Raw genomic sequence first — 17,678 nt, 5'->3', positions numbered from 1 at the left:
CATTCCGGTCCTCCTTGCCGAAGTGCTGGAGGCGCTTTCGCCTAAAGCGGGCGAGGTGATCGTCGACGGCACCTTCGGCGCCGGCGGCTACACCAAAGCCATCCTGGCATGCGGCGCCTCGGTCGTCGCCATCGACCGCGATCCGGATGCGATTGCTACCGGTCGTGCCCTCGAACAACAATCGGGCGGCAGGCTCCGGCTTGTTCAGGCGTCATTCTCGACGTTGGACGAGCATGTCGAAAGCGCCGAGGGTGTCGTGCTCGACATCGGCATCTCATCCATGCAGATCGACCAGGCGGAGCGCGGTTTTTCGTTCCGGGCCGACGGACCGCTCGATATGCGCATGGCCCAGGCTGGTCTCAGCGCCGCCAATGTCGTCAACAGCTTCAAAGTGGGCGACCTTGCCCGCATCTTCGGGTTCCTTGGCGAAGAGCGCCATGCCGGCCGCATCGCCCGCATGATCGAAAGCCGTCGCGAAAAACATGCGTTCGAGCGCACGCTCGACCTTGCCGATGCCATCGAGACGCATGTCGGCCGCGCGCCGAAGGACAAGATCCATCCGGCGACCCGCGTCTTCCAGGCGCTGCGCATTTTCGTCAACGACGAACTCGGCGAACTGGCCAAAGCGCTGTTTGCGGCTGAACGCGTGCTGAAACCGGGCGGGCGGCTGGCCGTCGTGACGTTCCACTCCCTGGAAGACCGTATCGTCAAACGCTTCATCGCTGATCGCGCCGATGCGGCATCCGGATCGCGGCACCTGCCCGAGGCGCAGGCGCGCAGCGCCACCTTCAAAAAGGTGGGCAGCGGCGTGACGCCTGATGAAGCCGAGATATCAGCCAATCCGCGGGCGCGCTCGGCAAGGCTGCGCGCTGCGATCCGCACCGACGCACCGCCGCGCACCGGCGACTTTTCGATTTTCGGGCTTCCAAAGCTTCCTGAGCCAAAACTTCCCGGCGTCAATCGGCCGGGAGAGAGGTGAGCACGTGTTTCGTACCAGCGACATAGTCCTGATCGCCGTCATGGTTTCGGCTGCGGCCTTGACCTACAAGACCAAGCGCGAGGCCGAAGAACAATTGGCGGCGGTGCACAAGATCCAGGCGCAGATCCGCTACGAGGAGGATACGATCGATCTCCTGAAGGCGGACTGGAGCCTGCTGACCCAGCCGTCGCGCCTGCAAAAGCTGGCCGAGATCTATAGATCGCAACTCGAGCTCGAGCCGGTCAGCGCCCGCCAGATCATCGGGCTGGACGATCTGCCGGCAAAACCCCTCACCATCGAGGACCTTTCGTCCGAGCGACTGGGTGGCATGGCTGACAATTCTGGCAAAGGACCCTTGGGTGGCAAGGACCCTGTGGTCACCGGAGGCATCGTCCAATGATTCCCAGACTTCCATTGATCGCCAGACTGCTGAAGCGCCCCGCCAAGTCGGAAGACGGATCGATTGTGGTCGAAGGCGCCCGCAAAGCGACCGGCGGCAAGGGCAGGACCCGCATCGTGATGACGATGGCGGTGTTCTTCGGCATCTATTCGATCATCACCGGGCGGCTGGTCTATCTGGGTTTCCAGAACCCCGACCTGTCCGGCGGTCCGCAGAGCCGGGTGACGGCGTCTCGGCCCGATATCGTCGACCGCAACGGCGAAGTTCTGGCGACGGACATCAAGACGGCGTCGCTGTTTGCCGAACCGCGCCGCATTGTCGACGCCGACGAGGCGATCGAAAAGCTGGCGACGGTGCTTCCCGAAATCGACTACGAACAGACCTACCATAAGCTGAAGAGCGGCGCCGGCTTCGTCTGGCTGCAGCGGCAACTGACGCCCAAGCAGCAATCGGATATCATGCAGCTCGGCATTCCCGGCTTCGGCTTCCGCACCGAAAAGCGCCGCTTCTATCCGGCCGGCGAAACCTCGTCCTACATCGTCGGGCTTACCAACATCGACAATCAGGGCATCTCCGGCATGGAGAAATACATCGACGAACAGGGGCTGAGCGACCTTCAGGCGTCGGGACTTGCGGTGGCCAAGGACCTGAAGCCGGTGCAGCTCTCGATCGACCTGCGCGTCCAGCATATCGTGCGTGACGAGGTCGCCGCCGGCATGGAGAAATACCGCGCAATCGCAGCGGGCGCCGTCGTTCTCAACATCAAGACCGGCGAAGTGATGGCGATGGCCTCGGTTCCGGATTTCGATCCCAACAACCCGTACAATGCGCAGGACAAGGACCGCTTGAACCGCATGTCGGCCGGCCTTTACGAAATGGGTTCGACCTTGAAGAGCTTTACCACCGCCATGGCGCTCGATTCCGGCAAAGTGACGCTGGAAAGCCGTTTCGACGCTTCGCGCCCGATCAGGATCGGCCGCCAGACCATCCATGATTTTCATGGCAAGGCCCGGGTGCTGTCGGTGCCCGAAGTGTTCATCTATTCGTCCAATATCGGTTCGGCCAAGGAAGCCGAAGCGGTTGGCATCGAGGGGCACCGCGAATTCCTGCATCGCCTGGGCATCCTCGAGAAGATGCAGACGGAACTGCCTGAAGTCGCCCGCCCGACCGAGCCCAAAGTCTGGAAACAGGTCCATTCGATCACCATCGCCTTCGGTCACGGCGTGTCGACGACGCCGCTGCAGACGGCGGTCGGCTGTGCCGCGCTGGTAAACGGCGGCTATCTGATCCAGCCGACATTCCTGAGGCGCGCGCAGGAACCGGCGATGTCGGTGGCCAAGAAAGTTGTCAGCGACAAGACCTCCGAGAGCATGCGCTATCTCTACGCGCTGAACGCCGAGAAAGGCTCAGGCAGGAACGCCAGGGTTCCTGGTTATCGCGTCGGCGGCAAGACCGGAACGGCAGAGAAGGTTGTCAACGGCCGCTACTCAAAGGACAAGAATTTCAACGCCTTCGTCGCGGCTTTCCCGATGGACGATCCGCAATATATCGTGCTTACGATCGCCGACGAGCCGAAGCCGGAAAAACCCGGCATGGGTGCAACGGCCGCCTCGAATGCTGGTGTCATGGCTGCAAACATTATCCGACGTTCGGCTTCCATGCTTGGCGTGAAGCCAGATTTCAGCCATGAAAATGGCGCAACGCTGGTTTCCTATCAGTGATTCTTGGGGCGCGCCGGCAACTGCGCGCTATTTTGTTGCTATGAACGGGGTTCGATGAAGCTGAAAGATCTAGCCGGTATCCTGTCTGTCGAGGGGACAGCTCCCTTCGATACGGAGGTTACCGGGATTTCGTCGGATTCCCGCCAGGTAGCACCAGGCGTGGTCTTCTTCGCGCTCACTGGCACCAAGGCCGATGGCACGGCCTATGCCGCCGATGCCGCCAGTCGTGGCGCAGTGGCGATCGTGGCCGGCAAGGGCAGCGCCGTCGCCGGACTGCCGGTGCCGGTTCTCGCCGTCGACGATCCGCGCCTTGCGCTGGCGCTGAGTGCCGCCCGCTACTTCGGCAGGCAGCCGCAAACCATGGTCGCAGTGACCGGTACCAGCGGCAAGACATCGGTTGCGGCCTTCACAAGGCAGATATGGGAGCAGTCAGGGTTTGCCGCTGCTTCGATAGGCACGACCGGCGTGGTGGCGCCGGGCCGCAACGAATATGGCTCGCTGACCACCCCCGACCCGGTAGATCTGCACAGGCTACTGAGGGAACTGGCGGATGCCGGCGTCACCCACGCATCGATGGAAGCCTCCAGCCACGGCCTCGACCAGCGCCGGCTCGACGGCGTGAAGCTCGCAGCCGGCGGGTTCACCAATCTCGGCCGGGACCACATGGACTATCATCCGACAATCGAGGACTATCATCGCGCCAAGCTGCGCCTGTTCGACGCGCTGCTGCCGAAGGGCGCGCCGGCCGTCATTTTTGCCGACGATCCGTGGTCGGAGCCGACGATCCGGGCGGCGAGGGCGGCAGGACTGGATGTGCTGACGGTCGGCCGCCACGGCGAGTTCCTGAGACTGAAGCGGGTCGAGCACGAGCGCCACCGCCAGCGTGCCGAAGTGGAAGTCGATGGCGTTCTCCACGAGGTCGACCTGCCGCTGGCCGGGGATTTCCAGATCGCCAATGCCCTGGTTTCGGCGGGCCTCGCCATTTCTACTGGAACGCCAGCCGCCAAAGCCCTGATGGCGTTGGAAAAATTGAAGGGCGCGCCGGGGCGGCTCGACCTCGGTGGGACAACATCCCATGGTGCGCCGGTCTATGTCGATTATGCGCACAAGCCGGACGCGCTGGAAAACGTGCTGGCGTCGGTGCGGCCGTTCACCACCGGCCGAGTCATCGTCGTGTTCGGCTGTGGCGGCGACCGCGACCGGGGCAAGCGTCCGATCATGGGTGAAATCGCTACGCGGCTCGCCGATGTCGTTATCGTCACCGACGACAATCCGCGTTCGGAAGTGCCTGAAACGATCCGTGCCGCGATCCTTGCCGCTGCACCCGGCGCTATCGAGATCGGCGATCGGCGCAAGGCGATCCACGAGGCAGTCGCCATGCTCCATGCCGGCGACACGCTGATCGTGGCCGGCAAGGGCCATGAGGAAGGCCAGACCATCGGCGCCGAGACGCTGCATTTTTCCGACCATGAGGAAGTCCGCGCCGCGCTTCAGGAGCGCGCCGCATGAGCTTTCTGTGGACCTCCGAGGATCTCGTCGCCGGTATGGGCGGACGACCCCTTGGCCCGATGCCGGAGGGTATCAGCGGCATCTCGATCGACAGCCGCAGCCTTGAGCCGGGCGATGCTTTCTTCGCCATCAAAGGCGAGGCGATGGACGGCCATGATTTTGCGACCGCCGCCATCAAGGCCGGCGCCGGCGTGCTGGTCGTCGCCGAGGGCAAGCTGCCGTCGCTCGGGCGGCTGACCGCGCCGATGATCGTCGTGCAGGACGTGCTGGCCGCGCTGGAAAAGCTCGGGCTGGCCGCCCGCGCGCGCTCGAACGCCAAGATCATCGCGGTGACCGGTTCGGCGGGCAAGACCACCACCAAGGAAGCGCTGCGCCATGTGCTGTCCGCGGTCGGCAAGGTGCACGCATCGGCCCAGTCTTTCAACAACCACTGGGGCGTCCCGCTGACGCTGGCGCGGATGCCGGTGGATTGCGACTATGCCGTGTTCGAGATCGGCATGAACCATCCCGACGAGATCCGGCCGCTGGCCAAGATGGTCCGGCCGCATGTCGCCATCGTCACGCTGATCGCCGCGGCACATCTCGGCTTCTTCCGCAATCTGGACGAGATCGCCAGGGCCAAGGCCGAGATTTTCGAGGGGTTGGAACCGGATGGTGCTGTCCTTCTCAACCGCGACGACCCGCGCTGGAAGCTTCTGGACAAGATGGCAAGAGCCGCCGGCGTCGAGCACATTTACGGCTTTGGCGAGAATGCCCGGGCGACATTCAAACTGCTCGAATGCGCGCTGCATGCCGATCATTCTATCATCACCGCCAAGATTGGCGGTCAGGAAATCACCACCAGGGTTGGCGCGCCGGGCCGACATATGGTGCAGAACGTGCTGGCCGTGCTGGGCGCCGCGCATCTGGTCGGCGCCGACATCGCCAGGGTGGCGACGGCGCTGGCCGATCTTTCGGCCGAACGCGGACGCGGCAAGCGCCACGTGCTGCGTCACCCGAAAGGTCCGATCACGCTGATCGACGAGAGCTACAACGCCAATCCGGCGTCGATGAGCGCTGCAATGGCGCTGCTCAATGCGACGCCGGTGTCGGGCGAAGGGAGGCGCATCGCGGTGCTCGGCGACATGCTCGAACTCGGCGACCATTCCGCGAAGCTGCACGCAGCCCTTGCCGATCTCATCGCCGGCACCGAAACGCGCACGGTCTTTCTCGCCGGCCCGGAAATGCGGGCGCTGGCCGACACCCTTCCTGATGAGATCGAGACGGAGTATCGCGCCGGCGCAGAGGATCTGAAACTGGTGCTTCTGTCGGCGCTGAAGCCTGGCGACGTGGTGATGATCAAATCGTCGAAAGGCATCGGTTTCTCCAAATTGGTCGACGCATTGCTCAGCAAATTTCCGGCGGTAGCCACAACCGCCAAACAGGCCTAGAGCCAGGTCCGGGGACCGAATCGCATGTTCACATTGCTCGTCGAATTCGCGGACAAGATCTCGGTCTTCAACGTCTTTCGCTACATAACCTTCCGTACCGGCGGCGCGCTGATCACCGCGGCGCTGATCGTCTTCATCTTCGGGCCGGCTATCATCAATTCGCTGAGGCTGCGGCAGGGCAAGGGCCAGCCGATCCGCGCCGACGGGCCGCAGACGCATTTCAAGAAGGCCGGCACTCCGACCATGGGCGGGCTGATGATCCTGTGCGGCATCATCGGCTCGTCGCTTTTGTGGGCGAACCTGTCCAGCATCTATGTCTGGGTGGTGCTGCTGGTGACCCTGGGTTTCGGCTCGATCGGGTTCTACGACGATTATCTCAAGGTGACGAAGCAATCGCATCTTGGGTTTTCCGGCAAGGCGCGGCTGGGGCTTGAATTCGCCATCGCCGGCATCGCCGCCTGGGTGATCATGCACAATGGCCAGGCGCCGTTCTCGTCGTCGCTGACTTTCCCCTTCGCCAAGGAATTTCTCATCAATCTCGGCTGGTTCTTCATCCCGTTCTCGTGCTTCGTCATCGTCGGCGCCGGCAATGCGGTGAACCTGACCGATGGCCTCGACGGGCTTGCGATCGTGCCGATCATGATCGCAGCGGCGTCCTTCGGCGTCATCGCCTATCTCTCCGGCAATGCGGTGTTCGCCGAATATCTGCAGATCCATTTCGTGCCTGGCACCGGTGAATTGGCGGTGGTCCTCGGCGCAGTGATCGGCGCCGGCCTCGGCTTCCTGTGGTTCAACGCACCGCCGGCGGCGATCTTCATGGGCGATACCGGCTCGCTGGCCCTGGGCGGCCTGATCGGCACGGTCGCAGTTGCCACCAAGCACGAGATCGTGCTGGTCATCGTTGGCGGCCTGTTCGTCGTCGAGATCCTCTCGGTCATCATCCAGGTCGGCTACTTCAAGATGACCGGCAAGCGGGTGTTCCTGATGGCGCCGATCCACCATCATTTCGAAAAGCTCGGCTGGACCGAAAGTCAGGTGGTGATCCGCTTCTGGATCATCGCCGTCATCCTGGCGCTGGTCGGCCTGTCGACCCTGAAGCTCCGATAGGAGGCCGCTTGATCCCCGCCACATCCTTCGCAGGCAAGCGCGTTTCGCTCTTCGGGCTCGGCGGCTCGGGGATCGCCACGGCGCGCGCGCTGATCGAGGGCGGAGCGGACGTGCTCGCCTGGGACGACAATCCCGGCAGTGTCGCCAATGCCGCGGCCGTCGGGATCGCGACCGGCGATCTGCGCGGCGCCGACTGGGCGAAGTTCTCGGCCTTCGTGCTGTCGCCCGGCGTGCCGCTGACGCATCCGAAGCCGCACTGGACAGTGGAACTGGCGCGCGCTTCAGGCGTCGAGATCATTGGCGACATCGAGCTGTTCTGCCGGCAGCGGACGTTGCTGGCGCCGGCAGTGCCCTTCATCGCTATTACCGGCACCAACGGCAAATCGACGACGACGGCGCTGACAGCGCATATCCTGAAATCGGCCGGACGCGACACGCAGATGGGCGGCAATATCGGCCGCGCGGTGATGACGCTCGATCCACCGGAGCCTGGGCGGCATTATGTCGTGGAATGCTCATCGTACCAGATTGACCTGGCGCCCTCGATCAATCCGACCGCCGGCGTCCTGCTCAATCTGACGCCGGATCATCTCGACCGTCATGGCACGATGCAGCACTACGCCGCGATCAAGGAACGGCTGGCGGCCGGCAGCGAAACGGCAATCGTCGGTGTCGACGATTCCTGGTGCGCCCAGCTCGCCGACCGACTGGAGCGGGCGGGCCGGCACGTCATCCGCATTTCCAAACGCCTGCCGCTGACCGATGGCTATTTTGCCGACGGCACCAATCTGATGGAGGCGGTACATGGCCGTTACAGCCGCGTTGCGTTTCTCGAAGGCATCGGCTCGCTGCGCGGCCAGCACAATGCGCAGAATGCGTTGGCCGCTATCGCCGCCAGCCTCAAGGTCGGGCTCGAGCTGGGCGAGATCCAGTCGGGGCTGGAGAGCTTTCCCGGGCTGGCGCACCGTATGGAGCAGGTCGGCCGCAAGGGCCATGTGCTGTTCATCAACGATTCCAAGGCGACCAATGCCGATGCGGCAGCGCCCGCATTGTCCAGCTTTCCGCGCATCTACTGGATTGCCGGCGGGTTGCCGAAAGAGGGTGGCATCGAGCCGTTGCGCGGCCTCTTTCCGCGCGTCGCCAAGGCCTATCTGATCGGTGAGGCCGCACCAGCCTTCTCGGCGACGCTCGGCGAGGCGGTGCCTTACGAGATCTCCGGCACGCTGGCCGCAGCAGTCGAGCATGCCGCAAGCGACGCGGCCAAGGATGATGACAACGGCGAGGTGGTGGTGCTGCTTTCGCCGGCCTGCGCCAGTTTCGACCAGTTCAAGAATTTCGAAGTGCGCGGCGAAGCCTTCAGGCAAGCTGCGAGCACTATTGATGGCGTGAAGCTCATCGGAGGGGCACGATAATGCAAAGCCGTCTCGACAAAAGCCCGGTCGCCACCTGGTGGTGGACGGTCGATCGCTGGTTCCTGGCTGCGTTCCTGTCGCTGATGGGACTCGGCATCGTACTGTCTTTCGCGGCAAGCCCGGCGGTGGCCCAGCGCATCGGTCTGGACAGTTTCCACTTCGCCACACGGCAGATCATCTTCACCATTCCCGCACTTGGCGTGATGCTGGCCGTCTCCTTCCTGGAATCGCGGCAGATCAGACGCATGGCCCTGGCGATGCTGTGCGTCATGCTGGTGCTGATGGTGGCGGTACTCTACATCGGCGTCGAGGTGAAGGGCGCGCGGCGCTGGGTGTCGCTCGCCGGCGTGTCGATCCAGCCGTCGGAATTCCTGAAGCCGGCGTTCGTCGTCATCTGCGCCTGGCTGTTTGCCGAACACAAGCGCCAGCCCGATATTCCAGGCAATCTGTTCGCCATGCTGCTGCTGGCCCTCGTCATTTCGCTGCTGGTGGCGCAGCCTGATTTCGGCCAGACAATGCTGGTGCTCGGCACCTGGGGGGTGATGTTCTTCATGGCCGGACTGCCATGGCTGTGGATCATCGCGCTTGGCGCTGCCGGCATCGGCGGCGTGTTTGCCGCCTATACGGTGTTCCCGCATGTCGCCGGCCGCATCGATCGCTTCATGACCGGCGAGGGCGATACGTTCCAGGTCGACATGGGCCGCGATGCGCTGATCAATGGCGGCTGGTTCGGCGTCGGGCCGGGCGAGGGCACCGTCAAGCGGGTCATACCCGACAGCCATGCCGATTTCGTCTTCTCGGTGGCCGGCGAGGAGTTCGGACTGATCATGTGCTTCTTCATCATGACCATCTTCGCCTTCATCGTGCTGCGTGGCCTCAGCACCGCGCTCAAGGAGCAGGACGATTTCACCCGCTATGCGGTTGGCGGCCTGGTCACCGTTTTCGGTCTGCAGTCTGTCATCAACATGGCCGTCAATCTGCAGCTGATGCCTGCCAAGGGCATGACCTTGCCGTTCATCTCCTATGGTGGCTCCTCGCAGATCGCCATCGCAATCTCGATGGGCATGGTGCTGGCGCTGACCCGCAAGCGGCCGGAAAAGCGCAAGCAGTTGGGCTTCGCACCGTCGCAGCGCGCCGTGCCGGCGGAGTGAAATGTCGAAGGGCTCGATCCTTCTGGCCGCCGGCGGCACGGGCGGGCATCTCTTCCCGGCCGAGGCGCTGGCGCATGAGCTGATCAGGCGCGGCTGGACGGTGCATCTCGCCACCGATGCTCGTGCCGAGCGTTTTGCCGGCCAATTTCCGGCCGCAGGCATCCACCCGATCCAGTCGGCGACGATGAGTTCGAAAAATCCTTTTGCCGTGCTTGCCGCCTTCTGGAAAATCTGGGGTGGCGTGCGGCAGGCATCCGCCGTGATCGGCCGGATCAAGCCAGCCGTCGTGGTCGGTTTCGGCGGCTATCCGACGCTGCCGCCGCTCTATGCGGCGACGCGGCGCAAAGTGCCGACGATGATCCACGAGCAGAACGCGGTGATGGGGCGTGCCAACCGGGCGCTCTCCGGCCGCGTTGATGCCATCGCTGGCGGGTTCTTGCCGGAAGATTCGAGCGCTGCAGGCGCCAAGACAGTGACCACAGGTAACCCGGTCAGGCCGCAAGTGCTTGAGGCGGCAAAGATGCCCTATGCGGCGTCGACCGGGAAGCAGCCGTTCCGCTTCCTGGTGTTTGGCGGCAGCCAGGGCGCACAGTTCTTTTCCGACGCAATGCCGGCTGCGATTGGAAAGCTTTCCGACGCGCAACGCAAGCGGCTGGTGATCACCCAGCAGGCGCGTGCCGACGATGTCGAGCGGGTGAAGGCGGCCTATGCTGCCCTTGGCGTCGAGGCTGAGGTATCGCCCTTCTTCACCGACATGGCGGCGCGCATGGCTGCGGCGCATCTTGTGATGTCGCGGTCCGGCGCATCGACCGTATCGGAAATCGCGGTGATTGGCCGGCCAGCGCTGCTGGTGCCCTATCCGCACGCGCTCGACCACGACCAGGCAGCCAATGCTGCGGCATTAGCAGCGGCAGATGGCGCCGAAGTGCATCCGCAATCCTCGCTCTCGCCCGAGCGCATCGCTGCGCTCGTCGGCGCGTTGATGGACGATACGGAGCGGCTGACCACAATGGCAGCGGCGGCGAAATCGGCCGGAAAACCGGACGCGGCACGGTTGCTCGCCGATCTGACAGAGGCTATTGCGTCGAAGAAAAGCGTATCGGCATTCAGGAAGGAGACGCACGCATGAAGATGCCGCAGACGATAGGCCTCGTGCATTTCATCGGCATCGGCGGTATCGGCATGAGCGGCATCGCCGAGGTGCTGCACAATCTCGGCTATAAGGTGCAAGGATCCGACCAGGCCGACAGCGCCAATGTACAGCGGCTGCGCGACAAGGGCATCGAGTGCTTTGTCGGTCATCACGCCGATAATGTCGGCGAAGCCGAAGTGGTTGTCGTCTCGACGGCGATCAAGAAATCCAATCCGGAGCTGAAGGCGGCGCGCGAGAAACTGCTTCCCGTTGTCCGCCGTGCCGAGATGCTGGCCGAACTGATGCGCTTCCGGCAGGCGGTGGCCATCGGCGGCACGCATGGCAAGACGACGACGACCTCGATGGTGGCGACGCTGCTCGAAGCCGGCGGGCTCGATCCGACAGTGATCAATGGCGGCATCATTAATGCCTACGGCACCAACGCCCGGATGGGCGACGGCGAATGGATGGTGGTCGAAGCCGATGAGAGCGACGGCACCTTCCTGAAGCTGCCGGCCGAGATTGCCGTCGTCACCAACATCGATCCCGAGCATCTCGATCATTACGGCTCCTTCGACAAGGTGCGCGAGGCCTTTCGCCAGTTCGTCGAGAACGTGCCGTTCTACGGCTTCGGCGTCATGTGCACCGACCATCCGGAAGTGCAGGCACTGGTCAGCCGCATCGAGGACCGTCGCGTCATCACCTATGGCGAGAACGCGCAGGCCGATGTGCGTTTCACCAATCACCGCATGGACGGCCCGACCTCGGAATTCGACGTGGTGATCCGCGACCGCAAGACCCGCGGCCAGTCGACGATATCAGGCCTGCGCCTGCCGATGCCCGGCCGTCACAATGTCGCCAATGCGACGGCAGCGATCGCCGTCGCGCATGAGCTCGGCCTTTCGGCCGAGGCGATCAGGAAGGGCCTGTCGTCCTTCGCCGGCGTCAAGCGGCGCTTTACCCGTACCGGTTCGTGGAACGGCGTCGATGTATTCGACGATTACGGCCACCATCCGGTCGAGATCGCGGCGGTGCTGAGGGCGGCGCGCGACGCCACCAAGGGCCGCGTAATCGCCATTGCCCAGCCGCACCGCTTCACCCGGCTGCATGATCTGTTCGGCGAGTTTTCCGTCTGCTTCAACGACGCCGACACGGTGATGGTGGCGCCGATCTATGCGGCAGGCGAAGAGCCGATCGACGGGGTGACGTCCGAGGCATTGGTGTCGCGCATCCGCTCCGGCGGCCATCGCGACGCGCGCTACATCGAAGGCCCCGCGGCGATTGCGCCGGTTATCCGCGACCTGGCGAAACCAGGCGATTTCATCGTCTTCCTCGGCGCCGGCAACATCACGCAATGGGCTTACGCGCTGCCCAGGGAACTCGGCGGTACCGCCTCATGATGCGTGGCCAGGCATTGATCGACAAGCTCGGCGGCCGGCTTGACGGCCTGCGCGGCCGCATTACGCCCAATGCCGAGATGGACAAGATCACCTGGTTCCGCGCCGGCGGGCTGGCCGACGCACTGTTCCAGCCGGCCGACGAGGACGACCTCGCCGCGTTCCTGAGGGCGGTGCCCGAGGAGATACCGCTGACCATCGTCGGCATCGGCTCGAATTTGCTTGTCCGCGACGGTGGCATTACTGGCTTCGTCATCCGGCTTTCGGCCAAGGGCTTTGGCGAAGCCGAAGTGATTGCGCCGACCACAATCAAGGCGGGCGCCGCCACGCCCGACAAGCGCCTTGCCGCTGTCGCCTATCAGGCTGGTATAGGCGGCTTTGAATTTTACCACGGCATCCCGGGTGCCGTCGGCGGTGCGCTGAGGATGAACGCCGGCGCCAATGGCGTCGAGACGCGCGAGCGCGTCGTCGAGGTGCGGGCGCTCGATCGCAAGGGCGACCTGCATACGCTGAGCAACGTCGATATGGGCTACGCCTATCGCCATTCGGCAGCCCCTGCCGGGCTGATCTTCACATCGGCTGTGTTTGAAGGGGTCTTGGCAGACAAGGCCGCTATCAAGGCGGCAATGGACGCCGTCCAGCACCATCGCGAGACCGTGCAGCCGATCCGCGAAAAGACCGGCGGCTCGACCTTCAAGAATCCGGAGGGCACCTCGGCCTGGAAGGAGATCGACAGGGCGGGCTGTCGGGGGCTGATGATCGGCGGCGCGCAGATGTCGCCGATGCATTGCAACTTCATGATCAACACGGGAACCGCGACCGGCTACGATCTCGAATACCTCGGAGAGACCGTGCGCACGCGCGTGCTCGAACGGTCGGGCATCCGGCTGCATTGGGAAATCAAGCGCATCGGTAATTTTCGGCCGGGGCATGAGGTCCAGGAATTCCTCGGACAGTTGCTCTAAGGACTCACAACACAGTTTTCGCTGCCCTTTTTGCGGAAAGTGAATCTCTCGGAATCGTAAGGACTTGCCAGCGATTCAACTCTCTGATTCTCTGCCCTGAAGCGTTTCCTGATTTGAGTCGTTTCGACGCGTCACCAGCGTTTTTTTCGTCAGGGCAACCTGCCGGGAGGCTCGGGGACTCGATGTTGCGGAAATCATGGGGGCAGGGACTGCTCCGAGCGTTTGAGTGTGTGGCCCTTTTGGGGCATGTGAGATGCAGACCCACCGCAAGAGGGCCCGCCGTGAGAGGGAATGACGGGAAATGAAAAGCAAGCACGTGGCCGTCCTTCTGGGTGGATTCTCGTCCGAGCGGCCCGTGTCTTTGTCTTCAGGAAAAGCCTGTGCTGACGCGCTCGAGAAGGAGGGCTACCAGGTCACTCGCGTCGACGTCTCTCGCGATGTCGGATCGGTGCTGGCTGAGCTCAAGCCTGATGTTGCCTTCAATGCGCTGCATGGCCCTTTCGGCGAGGACGGCACCATCCAGGGCATCCTCGAATATCTTGCCATCCCCTACACCCATTCCGGCGTGCTCGGCTCGGCGCTTGCCATGAACAAGGAACAAGCCAAGAAGATCGCCAAGTCCGTCGGCATCCCGGTTGCCGAATCGAAGGTGGTTAATCGCTTCGCCATCCAGAACAAGCACCCGATGAAGCCGCCCTATGTCGTCAAACCGGTCAATGAGGGATCGAGCTTCGGCGTCGTCATCGTGCACGAAGGTCAGTCGCATCCGCCGCAGGTCATCGGTTCGTCCGACTGGAAGTATGGCGATACCGTCATGGTGGAGCGCTATGTGCACGGGCGGGAATTGACCTGCGCGGTAATGGGCGACGTGGCTCTCGGGGTTTGCGAGATCATACCGACCGGCCATTCCTTCTACGACTATGATTCAAAATACGTCGCGGGCGGATCAAAACACGAATGCCCTGCAAAAATTTCACCGAATATTTACCAAAAAATACAGACACTGACGCTCAAGGCTCACCAAGCTATCGGCTGCCGGGGCGTTTCCCGGTCGGACTTCCGTTATGATGATCGACACTCCGAGAACGGTGAAATTGTCTGGCTCGAGATCAACACTCAGCCGGGCATGACGCCGACATCCTTGGTGCCTGAAATCGCCGCGCAGGCGGGACACTCGTTCGGCGATTTGTTGAGTTGGATGGTGGAGGACGCTTCGTGTCTGCGTTGAAGTGGGGACAGGGCAAGGGGAAGGGCGCGGCCGGGCCGACGCTGTTCGGTGTGCCGTTGTCGTTCGACCATTTTGTGCTGCCGCGTCTGCTTCGCCGGCCGGCGCGCGTGCTGGCGCGCCTGGGCGAGGGCGACTTCGAGGTGCCGCCGTTTTCCGCAGCCGTGCTGTCGGCGGCGCTGATCGTATCGGGCAGTGCCTATGGCGCCTATCTCGGCGGACATGTCGACGGTGTCGTCCAGGGCATCACTGCCCGCACCGGCTTTGCCGTCGACCAGATCAAGGTCGTCGGCAACCGCGCAACCTCCGAGATCGACATTCTCGACAGGATGCAGCTCGATGGCTGGACGTCGCTGATCGGCTTCGATGCCGAAGCCGCGCGGGGCCGCATAGCCACGCTGCCCTGGGTCGAGGTTGCGGCGGTGCGCAAGGTCTATCCGCACACGCTGGAGGTGCGCATCGAGGAGCGTGAGCCTTTTGCGCTCTGGCAGCAGGGTAACGAGCTTTCCGTCATCGAGCGGTCCGGCGCCGTGATCGCGCCATTCTCCGGCGGCAAGCAGTCGCTGCTGCCACTGATTGTGGGCACCGGCGCGCCGGCCAAGGCGCCGGATTTCCTGGTCAGGATCAAGAAATATCCAGAGCTTGCCGCACGGATCAAGGGCTATATCCGCATCGGCGAACGGCGTTGGGACCTGAAGCTGGAAAACGGCATCACGGTCAAGCTTCCCCAGGATGGCGAGGACCAGGCGATCGCCGATCTGGTCAGGATGGACCGAGAGAACGGGCTGCTGACGCGCGATATCGCCGCCGTCGACATGCGCCTTTCCGATCGCCTCGTCGTCCAGTTGACGCCCGAGGCGGCGACGCAGCGTCAGGCCGCGCTTAATGAAAAGCCGAAATGCCGAAGCGCAAGGCGGAGACGAAGATATGAGCTGGCTTGGCGGCAACAGCGATGCCTCGTCGCGCCGGTCCGGCATCATGACGGTGCTGGATGTCGGCTCGAGCAAGGTCTGCTGCGTGGTGGCCAAGCTCAAGCCGCGCGAGGACGGCATGCTGCTGCGCGGGCGCTCGCATCGCATCCAGGTGATCGGCATCGGCCACCAGAAATCGCAAGGCGTGAAATCGGGTGTCGTCATCGATCTCGACAGGGCCGAGCACGCCATCCGTCTTGCCGTCGATGCCGCCGAGCGCATGGCCGGGCTGACCGTCGATTCACTGATCGTCAACATGACGGCCGGCCGGCTGAAGAGCGAAAGCTTCTCGGCAACCATCAACCTCGGCGGCCATGAGGCCGACGAGGCCGACATCAAGCGTGTGCTTGCCGCCGGCGCCAAGCAGGCGCTGCGGGCCGAGCGCGAGGTGATCCATTCGCTTCCAGTCGGCTTTTCGCTGGACGCCGAGCGCGGCGTGCGTGATCCGCGCGGCATGGTCGGCGACCAGCTCGGCGTCGACATGCATGTGCTGACGGGTGATGCGGCACCCTTGCGCAATCTGGAGCTTTGCATCAACCGTTCGCACCTCTCGGTCGAGCGCATGGTGGCGACCCCCTATGCCAGCGGGCTTGCAGCACTGGTCGACGACGAACTCGAAATGGGCGCGGCCTGCATCGACATGGGCGGCGGCACCACGACGATCTCGGTGTTTTCGGAAGGCAAGTTCGTTCATGGCGACGCCATCGCCATCGGCGGCAACCACGTCACACTGGACATGGCCAAGGGCCTGTCGACCTCGCTCGACGCCGCCGAGAGGCTGAAAGTGATGCATGGATCGGCGCTGCCCGGCAGTGCCGACGACCGCGACCTGGTCTCGATACAGCCGATCGGCGAGGATGGCGAGGTGCCCCTGCAGATACCGCGTTCGGTGATGACGCGCATCATCCGGGCGCGCATCGACGAGACGCTCGAACTGTTGCGCGACCGGCTGAACAGGTCCGGCTACGGCAACGCCGTTGGCAAGCGCGTCGTGCTGACCGGCGGCGCCAGCCAGCTTTCCGGCCTGCCCGAGGCAGCGCGCCGCATTCTCGGACGCAATGTGCGCATCGGCCGTCCGCTCGGTGTGGCGGGCCTGCCGGAGGCGGCCAAGGGGCCGGCTTTCTCGACGCCGGTCGGGCTTCTGATCTACCCGCAGATGGCGAATTTCGAGAGCCATCCGGCGAAGAGAATTTCCGGTCTCAGGATGACCGGAACGGGCGGAAAGCTGCATCGAATGAGTCAGTGGTTGAGAGACAGTTTTTAAATTGACGGGGACAGCCCCATAGGCGGCCGCAGCGGCGAAGCGGCGGGAAAGGCAAAGGACGGAGACAATGACCATCAATCTGCAGAAGCCGGATATCACCGAGCTCAAGCCGCGTATCACCGTGTTCGGTGTCGGCGGCGGCGGCGGCAATGCCGTCAACAACATGATCACTGCTGGCTTGCGCGGCGTCGAGTTCGTGGTCGCCAATACCGACGCGCAGGCGCTGACCATGTCCAAGTCGGACCGCCTGATCCAACTCGGCGCGCATGTCACCGAGGGCCTGGGTGCGGGATCGCAACCGGAAGTCGGGCGCGCGGCGGCGGAGGAATGCATCGACGAGATCGTCGACCACCTCTCCAACACCCATATGTGCTTCGTCACTGCCGGCATGGGCGGCGGCACCGGCACGGGGGCCGCGCCAGTCGTTGCACGTGCTGCGCGTGAGAAGGGGATTCTCACCGTCGGCGTCGTCACCAAGCCATTCCATTTCGAAGGCCAGCGCCGCATGAAGACGGCGGATCTGGGCATCGAGGAATTGCAGAAATGCGTCGATACCCTGATCGTCATCCCTAACCAGAACCTGTTCCGGCTGGCAAATGACAAGACGACCTTCGCCGACGCTTTCGCCATGGCCGACCAGGTGCTCTATTCCGGCGTCGCCTGCATCACCGACCTGATGGTCAAGGAAGGGCTGATCAACCTCGACTTCGCCGACGTCCGCTCGGTCATGCGCGAGATGGGCAAGGCGATGATGGGGACGGGCGAAGCTTCCGGCGAGGGCCGCGCCATGGCCGCCGCCGAAGCCGCGATCGCCAACCCGCTGCTCGACGAAACCTCGATGAAGGGCGCCAAGGGCCTGTTGATCTCGATCACCGGCGGCCGCGACCTGACCCTGTTCGAAGTCGACGAAGCGGCGACCCGCATTCGCGAGGAGGTCGACCAGGAGGCCAACATTATTCTGGGTGCGACGTTCGACGAGGACCTCGAAGGCGTCATTCGCGTCTCGGTGGTCGCG

14 protein-coding genes and 1 pseudogene are annotated in these 17,678 nt (G+C 63.6%); all 15 read left to right on the top strand.

Translation table 11 applies throughout. The features are described from left to right. The first annotated feature begins 1 nt into the window (after nt 1). Nucleotides 2–979 carry a 16S rRNA (cytosine(1402)-N(4))-methyltransferase RsmH gene (gene rsmH, locus EOA86_RS01950; RefSeq protein WP_128340553.1) on the top strand — a complete coding sequence of 326 codons (978 nt, stop codon included), beginning with the start codon at nt 2–4 and terminating at the stop codon, nt 977–979. Between the two features lie 4 nt (nt 980–983). After that, entirely contained in the window at nt 984–1,379 is a 396-nt protein-coding gene (locus tag EOA86_RS01945) for a hypothetical protein (protein ID WP_065010317.1), read from the top strand. Beyond that, complete coding sequence (locus EOA86_RS01940) at nt 1,376–3,100, top strand: penicillin-binding protein 2 (protein ID WP_206629946.1); 1,725 nt, start codon at nt 1,376–1,378, stop codon at nt 3,098–3,100. The genes EOA86_RS01945 and EOA86_RS01940 overlap by 4 nt, the downstream gene beginning before the upstream one ends. Before the next feature lie 54 nt (nt 3,101–3,154). After that, nucleotides 3,155–4,609: a UDP-N-acetylmuramoyl-L-alanyl-D-glutamate--2,6-diaminopimelate ligase gene (locus EOA86_RS01935; RefSeq protein ID WP_128340552.1), complete on the top strand. Its 1,455-nt coding sequence runs from the start codon at nt 3,155–3,157 to the stop codon at nt 4,607–4,609. Next, on the top strand, nt 4,606–6,039 hold the full coding sequence (locus tag EOA86_RS01930) for a UDP-N-acetylmuramoylalanyl-D-glutamyl-2,6-diaminopimelate--D-alanyl-D-alanine ligase (protein ID WP_065010315.1): 1,434 nt from the start codon (nt 4,606–4,608) through the stop codon (nt 6,037–6,039). Before EOA86_RS01935 ends, EOA86_RS01930 begins: the two co-directional genes overlap by 4 nt. Before the next feature lie 24 nt (nt 6,040–6,063). After that, a complete protein-coding gene (gene mraY / locus EOA86_RS01925) occupies nt 6,064–7,146 on the top strand; it encodes a phospho-N-acetylmuramoyl-pentapeptide-transferase (RefSeq protein ID WP_065010314.1) in 1,083 nt (360 codons plus the stop codon). 8 nt (nt 7,147–7,154) lie between these two features. Continuing rightward, nucleotides 7,155–8,558, top strand: a complete 1,404-nt coding sequence (gene murD, locus EOA86_RS01920; RefSeq protein ID WP_128340551.1) for a UDP-N-acetylmuramoyl-L-alanine--D-glutamate ligase — start codon at nt 7,155–7,157, stop codon at nt 8,556–8,558. Then, nucleotides 8,558–9,709: a putative lipid II flippase FtsW gene (ftsW, locus tag EOA86_RS01915; RefSeq protein ID WP_128340550.1), complete on the top strand. Its 1,152-nt coding sequence runs from the start codon at nt 8,558–8,560 to the stop codon at nt 9,707–9,709. The genes murD and ftsW overlap by 1 nt, the downstream gene beginning before the upstream one ends. A 1-nt stretch (nt 9,710) precedes the next feature. Next, nucleotides 9,711–10,838 (top strand): undecaprenyldiphospho-muramoylpentapeptide beta-N-acetylglucosaminyltransferase, encoded by a 1,128-nt coding sequence (murG, locus tag EOA86_RS01910; RefSeq protein ID WP_029351457.1) that lies wholly within the window; start codon nt 9,711–9,713, stop codon nt 10,836–10,838. After that, nucleotides 10,835–12,241: a UDP-N-acetylmuramate--L-alanine ligase gene (gene murC, locus EOA86_RS01905; RefSeq protein ID WP_065010310.1), complete on the top strand. Its 1,407-nt coding sequence runs from the start codon at nt 10,835–10,837 to the stop codon at nt 12,239–12,241. Before murG ends, murC begins: the two co-directional genes overlap by 4 nt. Continuing rightward, nucleotides 12,238–13,203, top strand: a complete 966-nt coding sequence (gene murB / locus EOA86_RS01900; RefSeq protein ID WP_128340549.1) for a UDP-N-acetylmuramate dehydrogenase — start codon at nt 12,238–12,240, stop codon at nt 13,201–13,203. Before murC ends, murB begins: the two co-directional genes overlap by 4 nt. Before the next feature lie 301 nt (nt 13,204–13,504). Then, complete coding sequence (locus EOA86_RS01895) at nt 13,505–14,431, top strand: D-alanine--D-alanine ligase (RefSeq protein WP_127211345.1); 927 nt, start codon at nt 13,505–13,507, stop codon at nt 14,429–14,431. After that, nucleotides 14,419–15,359, top strand: a pseudogene (locus EOA86_RS01890) (cell division protein FtsQ/DivIB). Before EOA86_RS01895 ends, EOA86_RS01890 begins: the two are co-directional and overlap by 13 nt. After that, nucleotides 15,356–16,663: a cell division protein FtsA gene (gene ftsA, locus EOA86_RS01885; RefSeq protein ID WP_127211346.1), complete on the top strand. Its 1,308-nt coding sequence runs from the start codon at nt 15,356–15,358 to the stop codon at nt 16,661–16,663. Before EOA86_RS01890 ends, ftsA begins: the two are co-directional and overlap by 4 nt. A 67-nt stretch (nt 16,664–16,730) precedes the next feature. Continuing rightward, nucleotides 16,731–17,678 (top strand): cell division protein FtsZ (ftsZ, locus tag EOA86_RS01880; RefSeq protein ID WP_128340548.1); only part of this gene is annotated, 948 nt, incomplete at its 3' end.

Source organism: Mesorhizobium sp. M5C.F.Ca.IN.020.32.2.1 (assembly GCF_004023105.1).
In the GTDB taxonomy this organism is placed as follows: domain Bacteria; phylum Pseudomonadota; class Alphaproteobacteria; order Rhizobiales; family Rhizobiaceae; genus Mesorhizobium; species Mesorhizobium wenxiniae.
This window is presented reverse-complemented; position numbering and strand designations above follow the sequence as displayed.

Coding starts and splice junctions, on each gene's coding strand:
- ftsW (WP_128340550.1), top strand. CDS start 8,558: ATGCAAAGCCGTCTCGACAAAAGCCCGGTCGCCACCTGGTGGTGGACG.
- murB (WP_128340549.1), top strand. CDS start 12,238: ATGATGCGTGGCCAGGCATTGATCGACAAGCTCGGCGGCCGGCTTGAC.
- EOA86_RS01930 (WP_065010315.1), top strand. CDS start 4,606: ATGAGCTTTCTGTGGACCTCCGAGGATCTCGTCGCCGGTATGGGCGGA.
- EOA86_RS01895 (WP_127211345.1), top strand. CDS start 13,505: ATGAAAAGCAAGCACGTGGCCGTCCTTCTGGGTGGATTCTCGTCCGAG.
- EOA86_RS01935 (WP_128340552.1), top strand. CDS start 3,155: ATGAAGCTGAAAGATCTAGCCGGTATCCTGTCTGTCGAGGGGACAGCT.
- ftsA (WP_127211346.1), top strand. CDS start 15,356: ATGAGCTGGCTTGGCGGCAACAGCGATGCCTCGTCGCGCCGGTCCGGC.
- mraY (WP_065010314.1), top strand. CDS start 6,064: ATGTTCACATTGCTCGTCGAATTCGCGGACAAGATCTCGGTCTTCAAC.
- murG (WP_029351457.1), top strand. CDS start 9,711: ATGTCGAAGGGCTCGATCCTTCTGGCCGCCGGCGGCACGGGCGGGCAT.
- EOA86_RS01940 (WP_206629946.1), top strand. CDS start 1,376: ATGATTCCCAGACTTCCATTGATCGCCAGACTGCTGAAGCGCCCCGCC.
- murC (WP_065010310.1), top strand. CDS start 10,835: ATGAAGATGCCGCAGACGATAGGCCTCGTGCATTTCATCGGCATCGGC.